Below are 16,658 nucleotides of genomic sequence, written 5' to 3'. Positions count from 1 at the left end.
CTATCATATGTATGTGAAAAACCCTTAAAAAGACCAATTTTAAGAGAAAAGCCCAAGAATGACAGGACCTTCTCATTCAAGAGGAGACATTTTGTCATTCGTTGGCTTTATGTTATGAGTGAACAGGAGTGTTTGATTGATTCCATTCCATTATTTTTTTGGCTTTGGCTTCTGCGTCATGATAGCCCTGCCAGTATAATTCGTCCAGCTTTTGTGGATTTTTTTCAATCCGGCCTACTTTTAATGGGTGTTGTGGTTGAATGATCAAGACGTCCCCGATCTTTTCACGTTCTTCTAATTCTTTGATTGTTTGGTTGTACCGCAAGTACCGGTTCATCATCGTTTTATGTAATTCCGGATATTGAGAATACTTCCTTTTCACAAGGAAGGAAAATCGCGAAGGCTTTTTATAATAGCCCCTGTTTCTAGTTAGAATGACTACATTTTTCTTAAACCCGTCCTGCTCAGCTTTTTCGATGGGAACAGGGTCACTTATTCCCCCATCGAGAAGATGACGGGATTTAAATTCAACGATCGGAGCGACGAATGGCAGGGAACTTGAAGCACGGATAATCGCAAGAAGCTCCTCCCCATAGTCTCTTCTTGAGAAATACGACGGTTTTCCTGTATGACAATCTGTGGTGCCGACAATAAATTCCGTTGAATTAGAGTGAAAAGCTTCATAATCGAAAGGGACCAGCTTATTTGGAATTTCATCAAACACATAATCCATTCCAAATAACTCTCCTGTTTTCCAATAGTTTCGCCAAGATAAATATTTCGGATCACGGATAAAGTCTACATTCACCTTTTTATTGCGTCCATTTTGCTTAGATAAATAGGATGCTGCATTACATGCACCTGCAGATACTCCGATAACATAAGGAAATTCAATGCCTCTTTCCAGGAAGTATTCCAATGCCCCCGCCGTGTATATCCCTCTCATTCCTCCACCTTCGAGAACGAGGCCTGTGTTTTCAATCATCATCTTCTTGTCTACCTCCCTAATGATGCAAGAAATAATATTTTACTTCTTAAGGATATAAGTCGATATCTCCAAGTTCCCTTAGAAAGATCCAACATGGGATGTTGGCCCCTATATTACAAGTATTCATTTTCGTCACCGGTATCGAATAAACCACTATATTTTCCCACAAAACAGTAAGAATGTGTACGAACTTGCTTACTGAAAAGCTACTTATTGGTTTCAATCTTGTGATTCCGACTCGGTCTCTCATTCATCATTCTCCAAAGGAATAAGCTTAGCGTTACACTTTTTTTCATAGAATTCGATGGGTCCAGCTTCTTTTAATACGGCGCACATATATCCTTTCTCTTGCATGCACTGTAATGCATTGCTGTAGTAACAGATCGGATAATCCTTTCATGAGGGATAGCATTAAGTTCTTTTTGCAGTTGAGGGTGTTCTGGAAGATGGGCGTAAAATGCTTTAATAATATGATTTTCGTTTAATAACGTTTGATTGTATCTCTTCATGACTCCAATCGATGTGTTCCAAACCTTTCTTGCATGTGTTGATAATGGAATGGAAAAGTGATCCATTCGTTCTGTATCAGAAGGCTCTGAAGGAATGATATTAGATATGTTTTCTATCTGTTCCATATTGGGTTCCATAAGGTGATACATCTCCCTTAGAGTACCTTCTTTTACGTGAGCTGCTCCTAAATATAGAGCCATGCTTTGAATACTTGTATGATGATTCCTTTTGGCAATCATATGAGCGTTTTGAATCAATTTGTTTACTTTATGTGTGTATTGAAGTTCTATCATGCAGCCCCCTCCCTTCTATTACCATTATTCGACATAAAATAAGGTAATCCTTTCACTTTTATTAAGGTCCGTCCCTCATAAAAAGAGAGCTGGCTTGATCAGATCAAATCTTTTTTCTTAAATAGAGGTGGTGCTATGAGCAGGATGGCCAGGCAAAGGATGGTAGTGAGGATAATGGTCCCTGTCAGGTGATCCGGCCACGTGCTATGAAGGACGATTTCATTTACATAGTTGGATAGCTGCCCTGGAGACCACTTTAAGGTCCTGGTCATGTATCCTGACACAATGGTTAATAATATGGCGATCCCGATCGTATAGAATGCTACCAGGCCCGACACTTTTACTAAACTACTAAAGAAGACGACCAGTGTTAAGATAAAGGTAAGCCACAAGCCATAAACGAGCAATCCCTGTACGAATACTGTAAAATCAATTCCTTTAAATAATACATGAATATAATACCAGCTGGATATCATCCCCAGGCCATAGGAGACCCACACCAGAACAAATGCGGCCATCCATTTGGAATAAATATAAGCTGCGTATGAGACGGGCTTCACCAATACCATAACAGCATTTCCGCTATTTCTCTCTCCTGCAATCATTCCCATGAATCCTAATACGATGATGAGGACGCCAAAGGTACTGAACTTGCTGATAGTCGATAATAACACTTCTTCAGATGATGGTGTTGGGACGCTGATGACCGTTCCTTCCGGCAGATCTCCTACTGAATTAATAATGTCTGGTAAATAAAATGCCGTTAATGGTTCCGTTAACCCAAATAAGATGAATACGATGGGCATCCAAATCATTTTATAATTTCGTGTTAGTTCCTGCATTTCTTTTCTGAATAAAACCCAGACTGTTTTCATTTTTTAATCACCTCCATGAATAGTTCTTCAAGGCTCTGTTCACTTGTTTCAAATCTAATTACCCCCCACTGATGTTCTGAAATCATAGAAAAGACTCTCGCTCTATCCCTTTCCAGTTCACTTACTTCGAAGGATAGTCGATTTCCGTCTGAGATAAGATGTTGAACCCACTCTTTTTTCATTAAATATGGTTTATAAATCTCGCTTTCTTCGTTAAAATACAGATTTAATCTCGGTGTTTGATGTCTTGCCTTTATCTCCTCCAGAGGTCCTTTTTCGATCAGGACTCCTTCGTGCAAAAACAGCACATCCTCGCATACCTGTTCTGCGTCATTCAAAATATGTGTAGAAAACAGAATCGTCGTTTCCTTCTTAAGCTTCTGTAATAGCTCCAGCACTTCTCTTCTACCGAAAGGATCTAAGGCAGATACCGGTTCGTCAAGGATAACAAGCTTCGGATGGTGAATAAGAGCTTGAGCTATCCCTAATCGCTGCTTCATGCCACCCGAATACTGACCAATTCTTCGATTCTTTCCTTCCAGCAAACCGACTAACTCTAAAAGTTCTTCACTTCGGTTTTGAGATGTTTTCCTCGTTAATCCTGCGATTTCACCGGAAAAGGTGAGAAATTCTTTTCCTGACATCCATTCAAAAAAGGAAGGATATTGTGGCAGGTAGCCTATCAATTGCCGTATATCTTTAGAGGAACCACTTGTTGAAATTGATCCATTCGTAGGTGTAATTAACCCTGCAAGCATATTTAAAGTAGTGGTTTTCCCTGCACCATTAGGACCCAGCAGAGCTGTACAACGACCTTGTTTTAATTGAAAGGAAAGGTTCTTTACGGCAAGCTTTTCCCTATACTTTTTTTCTAAAGAAGATACTTCTAATACGTTCATCCATCATGTCTCCTTCCAAAAATGAAATACACAACAGGCCCAATAATATTGATAAACAAGATAATGAGAACCCATAGCCATTTAGGCCCATTCGTTGCTTTAATCCGGATCAAATCAATCACTACGACCACCATGAGTATGAATTGAATAAGGATGACAGGAGCAATAAGCCCCCAATTTATTGACTGAAACGCTTCTTGTAATTCGTTCATCCCCGATTCCTCCTTTTGTTTTCAAATATAAGACGGAGGAAAATGAAAATCGTTCATTTTTCTTTTTAATATGCTCTTTTCGCAATGATTGTTGTTTTGTACCATAAAATCTTCCAGGAGCTCTTTCAACAAGCATGTGCTGGATGGTGAGGGGAACCGCTCCGCTTGCAGCAGGCGTTTCGCCGAGCCTCCTCAGCTTAGCCGAACGGTGTCTCGGCACTCCCGTTCTTCCGCAGGAGTCTACGCAGTTCCCCTCACCATCTATGAGAAAATTTCGTGCCAGAGCTTAATAGTGACAAAAAAATCTAAAGAAAACAGAATTTCTAGAAGAAATCGACCAATGCTTTCTTTAAAAGAGGTTGTTTTCTAAAAGTTTGTTGTTTGATTTTTTTAGAAACTTATGCTGAGAAAGTTGATTCTCGTTGCAGGTGCTCGACTCCTGCGGGAGAAGCGGGACAGTCCGAAAAGTGGAGGCGTCTTGTTCAGCCCCGACAAGCATAAGGTGAATGGGCCGGGAAGGCGCCTTTTGCCTTCTTGGCCCATTCACCTTATGACCTGGAGGGGCTAGCCGGCGGAGCTAGACAGGTGAGACCCCCGCAGGAGCGACGAGGAGGCTCACCGGCCTCCCCGCGGAAAGCGAGCATCCTGTAGCGGAAATCAACTACTACTACTTTCTATTGTTATAGCCACAATATTTACGAAAAGAGCCTTTTAATAAATATCTGAAACAACAAAAAGCACTGAGCCCCATGCAATGAGGTTCAGCGCTTCATTACTGATGATATAAGGAATACAGCTTAGTCACTTCCGTTTTAACGGTATCCACTAGAGAAGGAGGAGATAGGACTCTCGCCTGGCTGCCAAAATTTAAGATCCAGTTCACTAGTCCACTACTGACAAGGGCTTTTGTTGTAAGAATAAAATGATTCTCACCGTCTCTTTGTATGTCTACATCCTTTCCGAACTTATCGATAATCACATTGATAAGGTGGTTTTGAAACGAAACTTTGATCCATTCTTCATCACCTGCAAACATATGAAAGGTGGATTGTACATACTTAGATACATCAAATGGTTCGTATGGAAAGGTTTCTGAAAGCGGTTCTACATTCCTTAATCGATCAACCCGGTAGTGGCGAATTTCGTCTGCTTCAAAATAATAGGCGATGAGATAGTAGAAATCATTTGCCCATGCAAGGGCATAGGGCTTCACTTTATATAGCTTTCCTTCATGGCTCAAGTTAAACTGTTTCTTCACATCGAACCGACCATATTGGAACGTAATCATTCTACGTTCTGCTATTGCTTCATGAATATCATGGATAGCGAGACGAATATAGGGACTTTCACTTTTAATGGAGGAATCGATTTCAATTTCATTATGCAGCTTTTTCCCTTGATGAAGACTGGTCAGCTTTTTTATTTTTCCAGTCAGCTGTCTCGTTTCCTTTTTTGAAATAAATTTGGCCGAAACGACTGCATCGATGAGCATGCGAAGTTCATATAGCTCGAATAGGCGATACTGATGGCTATAATATTTAGGCAGCCCTTCTTTTTCCTGGTTTATGGTGACATCGAAATTATTTCTGATAAGATGCTCAAGGTCATCTTTTAATGAATGCTTGTTCAATTTCACTTCAGGCCCAAACATCTGCTTAAAACGAAGAATAATATCATCCAAACTCAACTCATGATCCTCATCCGTTTCTTCACTCAAAATACTCATCAACCTAAGCACTCTCTCTTTATTATCTACCCTCGTCATTTTGATAAGCTCCTTTCAGGGACAGACCGATTCTCTGTCCTTTAAAACGGTAAGATATTTTTATAAAACTATCAATATTCCGATATTTTTGTCAATACTTTATTTCTAAAATGTTCTTTAATGAAGGCTCATTTCTTTTCGCAAAGATTGTTACTTATTATCATAGGGTCTGCTTAGGCTCTGTCCATTAGTGTGTGCTGGATGGTGAGGGGAACCGCTCCGCTTTCCGCGGACGTACGGCCAAGCCTCCTCAGCTTCGCTTCCGGGGTCTCGGCACGCCCGTTCTTCCGCAGGAGTCTACGCAGTTCCCCTCCCCATCTATAAGAGGTTTTTCGTGACAGAGCTAAAAGGTGACAAAAAACAATATAATAGAAATCAGAATTTCTATTACACACAAGAGGAAATCTACCAATAAAGAGGTAATTTGCTAAAGGTTTGTTGATTTTATTTAGATTTTATTAAAAAAACATGCTGAGAAAGTTGATTGGAGCGGAAATCAACCACTACTCGCTTTTTTAAGAGCAACAAAGTTTATGAAAAGAGCCTTAATGGAACAGAAAAAAAGAACCCATGAATGCTCATGAGTTCCCAACTGCTTATTTAAGTAAACGAAAGACCGTTGGAATTCTATAATGCTCTCCCTCATAGGCTCTGATCGCTCCCAATATGGTAAAGATCAAGGCCAGGACCCCCACGACAGGAGCCAGAACAAATCCAATCAGCACCACCATTAGAATGGTGCTTACCAAACCATAAACGGCATATGAAATGAGAAAGTTGAAGTATTCCTTTCCATGAAAGTCCACAAATTCTGATTCATCCTTTTTGATAAGCCAGATGATCAATGGTCCAATGAATGCTGTGAAGAAGCTTAATATATAAATAAGAGCTGCCATCATTCTTTCATCTTTTGTAGGCATATTGAAATTCCTCCTTTTCACCGCTCACCCTAAATTAGAGTAAACAGACAGTTTGATTCTATCCTCCTCTATATTTACGTGCATTCAGTCAGAAAGTTTCATCTAAACACGTATTTTTTTGAAACCCTTGAAGAGAAATTCATCAAACTTAAGGACAGTCCTCATGAAACGTGAAAGGATGGAATATATGTTAAAAAGAGGAGTTTGTCCTTAGTGGACTTGCAGAAAGGTAGTGGTGGATTTGAATAAATTTGAAGCCTTTATTCTGGGAATCATACAAGGTTTAACAGAGTTCCTTCCAATCTCAAGCACAGGTCACCTTTATCTCGGTAGGCTTAGCTTTGGATTGGAGGAAGCTGGACTTTTCTTGGATACAATGCTTCATATCGGAACATTGATCGCTGTTCTCGTTGTATATCAAAAGGAACTTCTCTACATGCTGAGGCACCCCTTTAGTAAATTATCGTGGATTCTCATTATTGGGACGATCCCGGCTGTAATCGTTGGTTTTTTGTTCGAAGATTTCTTCGACTCAATCTCAAAGACGGGTTCCACCATCGGATGGGAGTTTCTTGCAACGGGATGTATTATGTATTTTGCAGATGGAGTGAAAAATGGCTATAAAAAACTGGATGATCTTTCTTACACAGATGCAGTGGTGATCGGAAGCTTTCAAGCAGCAGCCATATTTCCGGCATTATCAAGGTCAGGCTTAACCATTGCGGCAGGTTTATTCAGGAAGCTGGACAGGGAAACGGCGGCTTATTTTTCCTTTCTTCTCTCTACCCCTGCCATACTTGGAGGAATCGTGCTACAAGGAAAGGAAATGGTAGGAGGAACTGTTGAAGCGATTTCTTTTTCAAGTTTAGCCATCGGAACTGTAAGTGCTGCGGTTTTCGGTTACTTCGCCATCCTTACGATGGTAAATTTCTTGAAAAAGCACTCGCTAAAAATTTTCTCCTACTATGTTTGGACTTTGGGGCTCTTGATACTCTTTCTTCAATACTCAGGGATCATGTAGGAGGAAAATGATGAACCATGAATCGATTGTACACATCCTGACACAATTAACAGATTGGGGTTACGCTGGAATCGCACTTGCTCTCATGATCGAAGTGATTCCAAGTGAGCTTGTATTAAGCTATGCAGGCTTTATGGTGAATGCCGGAAAGATGTCCTTCATTGGAGCGTTCCTTAGCGGGGTCATCGGGGGCACAATTGCACAACTACTTCTCTATTGGCTTGGCTATTATGGAGGCCGCCCTTTCTTCGAAAAATATGGAAAGTATCTTCTTATTCAGCAAAAGCATCTGACTGCTGCTGAGAATTGGTTTGATAAGCATGGTACCATCGTCATTTTCACCGCTCGATTTATTCCGATTGTCCGTCACGCCATCAGTATTCCAGCGGGCATCACCCGCATGCCCCTTTCTACTTTTAGTCTTTATACCTTTGCAGCCATGCTACCCTGGACATTATTGTTTATGGTCATCGGCATGGAGCTGGGTACTCATTGGGAGCACATAGAAGTAATCGGAGTACGTTATATTAAGCCATTGAGTTTCATTGCGGTGTTAGGAACATTTCTCTATCTGTTTTTTTCCATTTGGAAAAACAAAAGGAAGGAATAACTTCTTTTTTCCCATGAAATTGTTTAAAATAAGAAGGAAACAAGACCCACGAAAGGATTAACTATGAATTCCATACTATTAAAGAACGCAACCATAAACCCCATCACATCACAGCCCATTCAAAACGGCTCTGTACTCATAAAAGACGGAAAAATCAAACAGATATACTCACATAGCGTAGAGTCATCACGCGAAGCTTTAGTGTATGATTGCCAGGGGAAATTTCTTTTTCCCGGCTTCATCGATTCCCATACCCACCTAGGGTTATATGACGAAGGCACAGGGTGGGCAGGTAATGATGCCAATGAAACCATCGAGCCCATGACGCCTCATATCCGGGCTTTTGATGGCGTGTATCCATTAGATCCCGGTTTTAAAGATGCTCTGAAGTACGGTGTCACAACGGTTAATGTCATGCCGGGGAGCGCAAATGTCATCGGTGGTACGACTTCTGTGATCAAAACCTATGGCTCAACGATTCGTTCTATGCTCATTAAAGAAACCTCCGGATTGAAAATTGCACTTGGGGAGAACCCTAAGCGGATTCATAGTACGGGCAATAATGATTCCATTACAAGAATGGGCATTATGGGAATGCTTAGAGAAGCATTTTTCTCAGCTAAATATTGCGATCAACCAGAAGAGCTCAGGGTTGCACCTTTAGTATCCGCTTTAAAACGTGAAATTCCGGTTCGGATACATGCGCATCGTGCAGATGATATCCTATCTGCGGTCCGGTTTGCCGACGAATTCAATTTGGATTTACGTATCGAACATTGTACAGAAGGTCATCTCATCTCTGAGGAATTTCACGGTAAGAATTTAATGGTTTCAGTAGGTCCAACCTTCACGAGAAGATCGAAAGTAGAGCTGAAAAACAAAAGCTGGATCACGTATCAAAAACTGACGGAAGCTGGTGTCGAAGTATCCATTACGACAGATCACCCGTACACTCCCATTCAATACTTAAATATGTGTGCGGCTATCGCTGTACGTGAAGGATTGGAAGAACATAAAGCTCTTGAAGGCATCACCATTATCCCCGCCAGAAACCTTGGTGTATCTGACCGTATCGGTAGTATCGAGATAAACAAGGATGCCGATTTAGTCCTTTGGAGTCACCATCCATTTCATTTTATGGCGAAGCCTATCCTGACGATGGTGAATGGAGAAATCGCATATCAAAACGTGTAGAAATTTGTTAAAAATTTTCATCAAAATTTAGCATTTTACCTATTTCCTTTTTGAGATATTTCGTATATGATACAAATGGAAAATATATTTCCGATTACATTGTTCTAAAAACGCGATTTATTATTTTATAGAGTGATTGTAATGAAGGGAAGGCAAAAGGTGCGCCACCAGTTTCTTGACTGGTCTTAGTGGGTTCGATTCCCACCCCGAAATTTTTTAGTTAACTTTTAAAAATTTCGAGGGTGGGATCGTACGCAAGTAGACTGCCCTCAAGGAGGGTCTACTATGATCAAGAAACGTGAATTACATGAGTGTCATGAGCTCTATGACCTGATGGTGCACCCGGATGTCTTCCCTTTTGTGCGTCAAAAAGCTCATTCCTATGAGGAGCTCCTATTCTTAACGAAACAAACGATTGAAGCTGAGGAACGTGGAGAACTCATTTCACGAACCATTTTGGACGAATGGGGCAACCCTATCGGAACGATAAATTTATTTGATATTCAAGAAAATGCTGGATTCCTGGGAACCTGGCTCGGCAAACCATATCATGGAAAAGGATACAATCAACCAGCCAAAGACACATTCTTCGCTGAGCTTTTCTTTGAACTGGGTATGGAAACCATATTCATGAGAATCCGTAAAGTGAATACCCGCTCCCAAAAAGCAGCAGAAAAACTTCCATATGTAATTAGAGCGAATGAAACAAGAAAATCTCTTTACGAACAATTAAATGCTCAAGAAGAAGTATATGATTTATATGAAATCCCTAAAGACTTGTACACACTTTATCTATATCAGCATCAACAATCCCAAGAAGAGCAAGCTTTGGAAGCTTAAGATATAAACCGATTTCCCTATGAGGAAATCGGTTTTTCGTTTAAAAAACAATGCAAATACGATCCTCTCTCTTCCTTCATGCATAGATTAAAATTATAGCTCACAAAAAAAGGAGTTACTGATAGTTGACGTCTTATCTCTCTTTCAAAAGATAAGCACAAACTACATGCAACTCCTTTTTTTATTTTTTTTTCGCTACTTTCTCAAAATACAAATTTCTTACGACATAGGTTTTATAATTCTCCAATTTTCTTTTTTCTAGCGGATGATAATGGATTCCCGCCTTTTTAAGCTCTTGAAGGTACCACCCTTTTGAAAATTGATAAGCCATTGTACCTCTCCCCTTCAACCATTTATATACTATATGCTTAAAGGAGATGACAATGACTTTTTATCGGGACATAGATGAAAGTTCCACATACATGTCTTGTATGGTATAAGCTTTTTGACCCTTTTCCATGTTGTGGATATAGGTATCTCGATTTTCCTTTAACTCCTTGACTTTCATGAGGAAGCTCGCTTCTGTAAGCTCTTCCTCTTCCAGCTTTAATGCATATCCATGCTTTACGAAGCTGTTTGCGTTAAGAATCTGATCTCCTCGACTAGCTTCCCTTGATAAGGGGATCAGTAACATTGGTTTTTTCAACGCAAGAAATTCAAAGATCGAATTTGATCCCGCACGTGAAATCACATAATCTGTCATCGCTAAATAGTGAGGAAGCTCACCTTTTATGAATTCATATTGTCGATACCCTTGTTGGGTATAAGTTTCATCGACATTCCCTTTACCACATATGTGTATGATTTGAAAATCGGCTATCAGGTCATCCAGGTTCCCTCTTACCGCTTCGTTAATTTTTCTGGCACCAAGACTTCCACCCATAATCATCAATACAGGCTTATCTTCATAATACCCGGTTAATCGTTTTCCTTCCCTTGCATCTCCTGTAAACAACTCTTCACGTATTATCGCTCCTGCGCATAATGATTTATCACTTGGAAGTGATTGAACCGTTTCAGGAAAAGTGGTGAAGATTTTGGTGGCGAATGGAACCGCTAATTTGTTTGCGAGTCCCGGTGTTACATCTGATTCATGAATCGCTACTGGAATCTTTGCAATCTTGGCAGCCATGACGACGGGAACTGAAACAAATCCCCCTTTTGAAAAGATGATGTCTGGTTTCGTCTTTCGAATGACGGCTAACGCCTCGAACACACCCTTCATCACCCGGAATGGATCCGAAAAGTTTTTCCATGAAAAATATCGTCTGAGCTTTCCGCTTGAAATACTTTCGTACGGAATATGAGGAAACTGTTCTGTTATGATTTCCTTTTCGATTCCGTCATCCGATCCAATATACGTAATCTCCCAGCCTTCTTTTTCAAAGTGTGGGATCAGTGCCGTGTTTACCGTAACGTGACCTGCTGATCCACCGCCTGTAAATAAAATACGTTTACTCATATGTATAAACTCCTAACTCGATTTTCTAATATTTTTCTTATTCATCATTATACACTTTACCAAAAATGCAGGTGGGATAGAACTACGAAAATTTGACAAAAGAAGAGGGTCCGTAAACCGGAACCCTTTCAATCTCTGTCATAATCGTGTTAAACGTTTTAAGAAGAAACTTATCATCGCATAGCTGTCTACTTTTACAACATAATGATTTAAGTAAAACACCATTAACCGGTCCCACCAGCTCGAGTGATTCGCGAGTATCAAGTGTCCAGACGGTGATTTCCATGCCTCCCTCTGATATCGATCCATACACGATAAAAATGCTTTTTCAGCTGATAAGTAAGGTAGTTGGCCAAGATACGTTGAAATCCCGGACTTTTCTTCGGTTCGATCATATTACCTTCTCCAATCGTTTTCTAAGTAAGAGGGACAAACCGTAAAATGCCAACGTAACCCAAACAGCTAGCCACAGGCCTTCTACGACCGCTATCACGATAAACATAAAGTTCACGAGGAAATACAACCGACTCATCCACGAGCTCCAATGTGAAGAAACACCCTCGTGTTTTATCCAATAGTACACTTTTCAACACCGTTTATATAAGAGTGATCCGTTAAAATGCATATTTGACTCTCTATCACTTGAAAATATGATACAGTATGATAGTGAATTTATCATATGGTCAAGGACGTTATGCAAAGGAGTTCATTCTATGAGAGAAACACACACTATTAAAGATAAAATCAAACAATTGTCCTTTATACTCATTCCCATTCTGGTCACGCAGCTTGGAATGTTTGCGATGAATTTCTTTGACACCATCATGTCAGGGAAGTATTCTCCCATCGACCTGGCAGGTGTCGCCATAGGTTCCTCCCTTTGGGTCCCGGTATTTACGGGCTTAAGTGGCATCCTTCTCGCGGTTACCCCAATAGTCGCTCAATTAATCGGAGGAGGAGATAAGAAAGATGTTCCTAACACTGTGCTTCAAGGCGTATATGCTGCCATTGCTCTATCTCTTTTCGTGATGATTGTCGGTGCATTCGTTCTTAATCCTATTCTGAATGGAATGAATATAGAAACACAGGTCCGTACTGTAGCCAAGGATTACCTTATTGGACTTTCATTTGGGATGATTCCATTGTTCATCTATAATGTGCTGAGATCGTTTATTGATGCTTTAGGAATGACAAGGGTCACCATGTTTATTACATTGCTTTCTCTTCCGATCAATGTGGTATTTAATTATTTACTGATTTTCGGAAAGCTCGGTTTTCCTGCATTAGGAGGAGTAGGTGCGGGTTATGCATCAGCCATCACCTATTGGGTCATTACTCTCATTGCCTTTTGGGTCGTGCATACGAAAAGTCCTTTTAACCAATTCTATGTCTTTAAAACCCTTCATAAGCCAAACCTTCTTAAGTGGAAAGAGCTCTTTCAAATCGGGGTACCCATCGGTTTATCGATTTTCTTTGAAGTAAGCATTTTTTCTGCCGTTACTTTGTTAATGAGCAACTATGACACGGTTGTTATCGCAGCTCATCAAGCAGCGATCAATTTTGCATCATTTCTCTATATGATCCCTCTTAGTATATCCATGGCATTAACCATTGTTGTAGGGTTTGAGGTAGGGGCGAAAAGGCTCCGGGATGCAAAAATCTACAGCTGGATGGGAGTAAGCTTTGCATTACTATTGGCAGTCATATATGGTGTGATCTTGCTCGTGTTCCGTTCAGAAATCTCTTACCTTTATTCAGATGATGCATATGTATTGGAATTAACGGCTCATTTCTTATTGTATGCCGTATTCTTTCAGCTATCAGATGCCATTCAGGCGCCGGTACAAGGGGCACTCAGAGGATACAAGGATGTTAATATCACTTTTATGATGGCACTTATATCCTATTGGGTGATTGGATTACCGCTGGGTTATGTCCTGGCAAACTACACTGACTTTGGTCCATACGGATTTTGGCTCGGTCTGACATCAGGATTAACGGCAGGTGCCATTACGTTGTCAGCCAGGCTATTATTCATACAAAAAAAGTATCGAAAACAATATAGCCTTAAAAGTGAATAAACCCATAAATGAAATCAATAGACACGGCAGATTCTTTTTTCTGCCGTGTCTATTCTGTCATTCACTGACGAGATACCTTACCCAGCACATCCTTGCCCCCTGTAACGGGAATGATGGAGCCGGTAATAAAATCAGATTCTTCTTTACAAAGAAAAGAAATGATCCTCGAAAGGTCTTCCCCTGTTCCTGGTCGCCCGACCGGTGTGCCTGGATCACGGTATTCTTTTGCTTTATGGATCTCTTCTTCTTTCCATTCGCCTACGATATCTCCAGGGCAGATCATATTGGCCGTTATCCCATTACGAGCTTCTTCTATTGATATCGTTTTCGTAAAGGAGGCAAGTCCCGCTTTTGCTGCAGCAAACGCGGAACGATAGATCCAGCCTGGTGCTGTTTCAACCCGATCATATCCAAACGTAATGATTCTTCCCCAATTCTTTTCTCGCATTTTAGGAATGATCAGCCTGGATAAATAAAAAACGCTATTTAAATTTCCATTTACTATGTAATTCCATTCTTCCGGGGAATAATCAGCAAATGACTTTCGCTCTTTCACGTAAGGACCTGCATTATGAATTAAGATATCGATACTTTCCACTTCATTCCATATCTCCGTTACCATTCGTTCACATTCTTCGGGTACAGAAATATCACCTTTGATCGCTATTACTTTATTGTTAAATTTCTCCTTCAAGTGGGAAACAAGATTCTTAACAAATTGATCGTTTTGCCTGTAGTTAATAATAACGGTATAGCCTTGTTTCGAGAATTCCTCTACCGTTCGCCGGCCGATCCCCTTTGACCCTCCCGTTATAAGTACAACTTTTTCTTTCATCAAGCTCACTCCACGTACTCGTTATACTTCAATAGTAAGAATGATTAGGCTGAATTGCAAATGTGAGCTCTTAATTCGTGTGTTCATGAACTTACACGCACTATTCTTTGTATACCTTTCCTAGTTGAGTGAAAACCTAATCTCAAACCTTCTTTGCTAAGCTTTGTTGTACCAAATTGTGAACACCACTTTACTTTTAAAGAGGATAAACACAAAAAAACAACCTCTCCAGAAGAGAGGCTGCTTTCATGGTTGCGTTATATTATTTACCAATGAACTGTTGAGTCCAATAGTTACCGTTTTCTACATGTCCTACACCGATGTGAGTGTAGTTTGAGCTTAAGATATTTTTACGGTGACCATCACTGTCCATCCATGCTTGTACTACTTCTTCCGGAGTAGGTTGACCCATAGCGATGTTTTCACCGGCAGAGCTGTATTCAATGCCGAACTGCTTCATCATGTCGAATGGTGAACCGTACGTCGGGCTATCATGGGAGAAGTAGTTATTCGCTTGCATATCACGAGACTTTTCTCGTGCAACTTTGCTTAGCTCAGTATCTACTTTAAGAGCTGGAAGACCTTGCTTTGCACGCTCTTGATTTGTTAATTCCACTACTTTTTGCTCATATTGGCTTAATTGACCTGCTTCTTCACTAGCCTGTTGTTCCGGTTGTTGTTGCTGTTCATTTGCTACAGGAGCAGGTGCTTCTGCTTTTGGTGCTTTTGGAGCTGGTGCAGGTGCTTCTGCTTTTGGAGCTGGTGCTGGCGCTTCTGCTTTTGGTGCTTCTGCTTTTGGTGCTTCTGCTTTTGGTGCTTCCTTAGCAGGCGCTGGTGCTGCCTGAGCTTTAGGAGCTTGTCCATTTAACAGCTCTTGTACATTAATATCCTTACCATTGATTTGGTATTTTGCTAGAGTATCTTGTACAAATTTATTTAAATCTTCTTGACTACCACTATATTTGAATGCGTTCACTTGTTGTGCAACCTTATCTGTTGGACATGGTGTTGCAGCGTCAGCTTTACCTGCCGCAAATGGTGCTGCTAATAAAGTGAATGCTGTTGCAGTTGAAATCATCATTTTCTTGTTCATAAAAATGAATTCCTCCTTAGTGAATGTGTTTTTCCTTGCTGCACATTCATCATACCACCCTGTTTTTGTTACATTTACGGGAGAACTTGGTAACTAGGAATCAATTGTTCTATTTTGAAAGACAATTACTCTATAGTACTATAGTAATCACTGATTCTAGTAGGGAGAAATGTATTTCAGAAATGATTTACTTACATTTCCAATGATTGTATTATTTAGTCTTGAAGACTAATAATTACCTGAATATCAATATTGACAGCTTTTTAAAGGTCCTATCATTGTAACGGATGTTACAGTAACATTTCACACAACATACGATCCAACCCTAAATATTGGTATTTATTTCATTTTTTGTCAGATTCAATAATAATGTATGATTTGTTTATTTTCTGATAATCCCTCATGATTGGATACAAAATGTCTGCCCTCAGTTATGCATGTTAAACATTTAAATGTCTTTATGTATCTCCGTTCAATTGAGAGACCATTTCAAGGTGTACCTTTATTAATGAAACTTTCTCTTCACTTGTCAGGTCCGATTCGATGATTCTCTTCGTAGCTGAGTGATACTTTTCTTCTTTTGATTTACGCACTCTTGGATGACTATTGCCGTCCAAGAGTTCACGTTTAATGGTCTCCTTCAGGATCTTTTCTGAAGAAGTACCCTCACTTATTAATAATCTGTTTTTCCATATCTGCCTGTAGGCCTCTAATAATGCATCGAATGATTCTAATCTCATGTTCCAACAACCCTTACATAAAAAGTTTATTTATAAAGCATACTAGAAAAAAACAAGGAAAGGTGATGTACATGACTACACCCTATCGCTGTCCCAGCTGTAAAACGAATCGCACTCGGTTTAATATTATACAACAAGTATCTCAGAGTGTGAAACTCGATCCTGCCTCTGGAGAAGTCGTTCAAAGTTATGAAGAAGGGCTGCTCGAACCTTTTCATCTAGCATACAATGGACCGGAATTAAAAGTACAATGTGCCGCTTGCGGTTTAGTAGAGGATGAGATGACGTTTAAGAAATTTGGAGAAAGCACGATGTAATTC

At 40.2% G+C, this 16,658-nt stretch carries 19 protein-coding genes; 6 read left to right on the top strand and 13 right to left on the bottom strand.

Features of this window, described 5'->3' with window-relative positions; genetic code table 11:
• Window positions 1-112: 112 nt before the first annotated feature.
• From AC6CIB_RS00935 to AC6CIB_RS00905, 7 genes are all read right to left on the bottom strand, one after another.
• The gene (locus tag AC6CIB_RS00935; protein ID WP_498278596.1) at window positions 113-985 is read right to left on the bottom strand and encodes a patatin-like phospholipase family protein; all 873 of its coding nucleotides are present in this window, start codon (window positions 983-985) and stop codon (window positions 113-115) included.
• Window positions 986-1,308: 323 nt separating this feature from the next.
• Window positions 1,309-1,791 (bottom strand): Clp protease N-terminal domain-containing protein, encoded by a 483-nt coding sequence (locus AC6CIB_RS00930; RefSeq protein ID WP_498277437.1) that lies wholly within the window; start codon window positions 1,789-1,791, stop codon window positions 1,309-1,311.
• Window positions 1,792-1,889: 98 nt separating this feature from the next.
• On the bottom strand, window positions 1,890-2,666 hold the full coding sequence (locus AC6CIB_RS00925) for an ABC transporter permease (protein WP_498277435.1): 777 nt from the start codon (window positions 2,664-2,666) through the stop codon (window positions 1,890-1,892).
• Window positions 2,663-3,565, bottom strand: coding sequence for an ABC transporter ATP-binding protein (locus tag AC6CIB_RS00920; protein WP_498277433.1), 903 nt, complete (start codon window positions 3,563-3,565; stop codon window positions 2,663-2,665). Before AC6CIB_RS00920 ends, AC6CIB_RS00925 begins: the two co-directional genes overlap by 4 nt.
• On the bottom strand, window positions 3,562-3,777 hold the full coding sequence (locus AC6CIB_RS00915) for a PLD nuclease N-terminal domain-containing protein (protein ID WP_498277432.1): 216 nt from the start codon (window positions 3,775-3,777) through the stop codon (window positions 3,562-3,564). Before AC6CIB_RS00915 ends, AC6CIB_RS00920 begins: the two co-directional genes overlap by 4 nt.
• A 772-nt stretch (window positions 3,778-4,549) precedes the next feature.
• Complete coding sequence (locus AC6CIB_RS00910) at window positions 4,550-5,542, bottom strand: helix-turn-helix transcriptional regulator (protein ID WP_498277431.1); 993 nt, start codon at window positions 5,540-5,542, stop codon at window positions 4,550-4,552.
• A 596-nt stretch (window positions 5,543-6,138) separates the two neighbouring features.
• Complete coding sequence (locus AC6CIB_RS00905; protein WP_148969340.1) at window positions 6,139-6,462, bottom strand: DUF4870 domain-containing protein; 324 nt, start codon at window positions 6,460-6,462, stop codon at window positions 6,139-6,141.
• Between the two features lie 241 nt (window positions 6,463-6,703).
• On the opposite strand from AC6CIB_RS00905, the gene AC6CIB_RS00900 reads away from it, so the two are divergent.
• The 4 genes from AC6CIB_RS00900 (at window position 6,704) to AC6CIB_RS00885 (ending at window position 10,127) form a co-directional block, all read left to right on the top strand.
• Window positions 6,704-7,483 (top strand): undecaprenyl-diphosphate phosphatase, encoded by a 780-nt coding sequence (locus tag AC6CIB_RS00900; RefSeq protein ID WP_498277430.1) that lies wholly within the window; start codon window positions 6,704-6,706, stop codon window positions 7,481-7,483.
• A 10-nt stretch (window positions 7,484-7,493) separates the two neighbouring features.
• On the top strand, window positions 7,494-8,093 hold the full coding sequence (uptA, locus tag AC6CIB_RS00895; RefSeq protein WP_498277429.1) for an undecaprenyl phosphate transporter UptA: 600 nt from the start codon (window positions 7,494-7,496) through the stop codon (window positions 8,091-8,093).
• Window positions 8,094-8,156: 63 nt separating this feature from the next.
• Window positions 8,157-9,287: an amidohydrolase gene (locus AC6CIB_RS00890; RefSeq protein ID WP_498277428.1), complete on the top strand. Its 1,131-nt coding sequence runs from the start codon at window positions 8,157-8,159 to the stop codon at window positions 9,285-9,287.
• Between the two features lie 285 nt (window positions 9,288-9,572).
• A complete protein-coding gene (locus AC6CIB_RS00885) occupies window positions 9,573-10,127 on the top strand; it encodes a GNAT family N-acetyltransferase (protein ID WP_498277427.1) in 555 nt (184 codons plus the stop codon).
• Between the two features lie 181 nt (window positions 10,128-10,308).
• Here AC6CIB_RS00885 and AC6CIB_RS00880 read toward each other — a convergent pair whose 3' ends face one another.
• The 3 genes from AC6CIB_RS00880 to AC6CIB_RS00870 all read right to left on the bottom strand — a co-directional run bounded on the left by AC6CIB_RS00880 (window position 10,309) and on the right by AC6CIB_RS00870 (window position 11,984).
• A complete protein-coding gene (locus AC6CIB_RS00880) occupies window positions 10,309-10,458 on the bottom strand; it encodes a DUF2639 domain-containing protein (RefSeq protein WP_113970979.1) in 150 nt (49 codons plus the stop codon).
• 60 nt (window positions 10,459-10,518) lie between these two features.
• Window positions 10,519-11,589: an undecaprenyldiphospho-muramoylpentapeptide beta-N-acetylglucosaminyltransferase gene (murG, locus tag AC6CIB_RS00875; RefSeq protein ID WP_498277426.1), complete on the bottom strand. Its 1,071-nt coding sequence runs from the start codon at window positions 11,587-11,589 to the stop codon at window positions 10,519-10,521.
• A gap of 260 nt (window positions 11,590-11,849) precedes the next feature.
• Window positions 11,850-11,984 carry a hypothetical protein gene (locus AC6CIB_RS00870; protein WP_498277424.1) on the bottom strand — a complete coding sequence of 45 codons (135 nt, stop codon included), beginning with the start codon at window positions 11,982-11,984 and terminating at the stop codon, window positions 11,850-11,852.
• Window positions 11,985-12,302: 318 nt separating this feature from the next.
• Here AC6CIB_RS00870 and AC6CIB_RS00865 point away from each other — a divergent pair, with 318 nt between their 5' ends.
• Complete coding sequence (locus AC6CIB_RS00865) at window positions 12,303-13,670, top strand: MATE family efflux transporter (protein ID WP_498277423.1); 1,368 nt, start codon at window positions 12,303-12,305, stop codon at window positions 13,668-13,670.
• 61 nt (window positions 13,671-13,731) lie between these two features.
• On the opposite strand, the gene AC6CIB_RS00860 is transcribed toward AC6CIB_RS00865, so the two are convergent.
• The 3 genes from AC6CIB_RS00860 to yoyC form a co-directional block, all read right to left on the bottom strand.
• On the bottom strand, window positions 13,732-14,505 hold the full coding sequence (locus tag AC6CIB_RS00860) for an SDR family oxidoreductase (protein ID WP_498277421.1): 774 nt from the start codon (window positions 14,503-14,505) through the stop codon (window positions 13,732-13,734).
• 262 nt (window positions 14,506-14,767) lie between these two features.
• The gene (locus AC6CIB_RS00855) at window positions 14,768-15,598 is read right to left on the bottom strand and encodes a CAP domain-containing protein (protein ID WP_498277420.1); all 831 of its coding nucleotides are present in this window, start codon (window positions 15,596-15,598) and stop codon (window positions 14,768-14,770) included.
• Window positions 15,599-16,056: 458 nt separating this feature from the next.
• On the bottom strand, window positions 16,057-16,338 hold the full coding sequence (gene yoyC / locus AC6CIB_RS00850) for a protein YoyC (protein WP_498277418.1): 282 nt from the start codon (window positions 16,336-16,338) through the stop codon (window positions 16,057-16,059).
• Window positions 16,339-16,409: 71 nt separating this feature from the next.
• On the opposite strand from yoyC, the gene AC6CIB_RS00845 reads away from it, so the two are divergent.
• Window positions 16,410-16,655 carry a DNA alkylation repair protein gene (locus AC6CIB_RS00845; protein WP_498277417.1) on the top strand — a complete coding sequence of 82 codons (246 nt, stop codon included), beginning with the start codon at window positions 16,410-16,412 and terminating at the stop codon, window positions 16,653-16,655.
• Window positions 16,656-16,658 lie beyond the last annotated feature (3 nt).

The organism is Rossellomorea sp. GQ25 (assembly GCF_059758515.1).
This window is presented reverse-complemented; position numbering and strand designations above follow the sequence as displayed.

What these genes read in the sequence shown, in the direction of transcription:
- yoyC (WP_498277418.1), bottom strand. Translation starts at nt 16,338, where the DNA reads ATGAGATTAGAATCATTCGATGCATTATTAGAGGCCTACAGGCAGATA.
- AC6CIB_RS00915 (WP_498277432.1), bottom strand. Translation starts at nt 3,777, where the DNA reads ATGAACGAATTACAAGAAGCGTTTCAGTCAATAAATTGGGGGCTTATT.
- AC6CIB_RS00880 (WP_113970979.1), bottom strand. Translation starts at nt 10,458, where the DNA reads ATGGCTTATCAATTTTCAAAAGGGTGGTACCTTCAAGAGCTTAAAAAG.
- AC6CIB_RS00910 (WP_498277431.1), bottom strand. Translation starts at nt 5,542, where the DNA reads ATGACGAGGGTAGATAATAAAGAGAGAGTGCTTAGGTTGATGAGTATT.
- AC6CIB_RS00890 (WP_498277428.1), top strand. Translation starts at nt 8,157, where the DNA reads ATGAATTCCATACTATTAAAGAACGCAACCATAAACCCCATCACATCA.
- AC6CIB_RS00870 (WP_498277424.1), bottom strand. Translation starts at nt 11,984, where the DNA reads ATGATCGAACCGAAGAAAAGTCCGGGATTTCAACGTATCTTGGCCAAC.
- AC6CIB_RS00925 (WP_498277435.1), bottom strand. Translation starts at nt 2,666, where the DNA reads ATGAAAACAGTCTGGGTTTTATTCAGAAAAGAAATGCAGGAACTAACA.
- murG (WP_498277426.1), bottom strand. Translation starts at nt 11,589, where the DNA reads ATGAGTAAACGTATTTTATTTACAGGCGGTGGATCAGCAGGTCACGTT.
- AC6CIB_RS00855 (WP_498277420.1), bottom strand. Translation starts at nt 15,598, where the DNA reads ATGAACAAGAAAATGATGATTTCAACTGCAACAGCATTCACTTTATTA.
- AC6CIB_RS00885 (WP_498277427.1), top strand. Translation starts at nt 9,573, where the DNA reads ATGATCAAGAAACGTGAATTACATGAGTGTCATGAGCTCTATGACCTG.
- AC6CIB_RS00920 (WP_498277433.1), bottom strand. Translation starts at nt 3,565, where the DNA reads ATGAACGTATTAGAAGTATCTTCTTTAGAAAAAAAGTATAGGGAAAAG.
- AC6CIB_RS00860 (WP_498277421.1), bottom strand. Translation starts at nt 14,505, where the DNA reads ATGAAAGAAAAAGTTGTACTTATAACGGGAGGGTCAAAGGGGATCGGC.
- uptA (WP_498277429.1), top strand. Translation starts at nt 7,494, where the DNA reads ATGAACCATGAATCGATTGTACACATCCTGACACAATTAACAGATTGG.
- AC6CIB_RS00935 (WP_498278596.1), bottom strand. Translation starts at nt 985, where the DNA reads ATGATTGAAAACACAGGCCTCGTTCTCGAAGGTGGAGGAATGAGAGGG.
- AC6CIB_RS00930 (WP_498277437.1), bottom strand. Translation starts at nt 1,791, where the DNA reads ATGATAGAACTTCAATACACACATAAAGTAAACAAATTGATTCAAAAC.
- AC6CIB_RS00905 (WP_148969340.1), bottom strand. Translation starts at nt 6,462, where the DNA reads ATGCCTACAAAAGATGAAAGAATGATGGCAGCTCTTATTTATATATTA.
- AC6CIB_RS00865 (WP_498277423.1), top strand. Translation starts at nt 12,303, where the DNA reads ATGAGAGAAACACACACTATTAAAGATAAAATCAAACAATTGTCCTTT.
- AC6CIB_RS00845 (WP_498277417.1), top strand. Translation starts at nt 16,410, where the DNA reads ATGACTACACCCTATCGCTGTCCCAGCTGTAAAACGAATCGCACTCGG.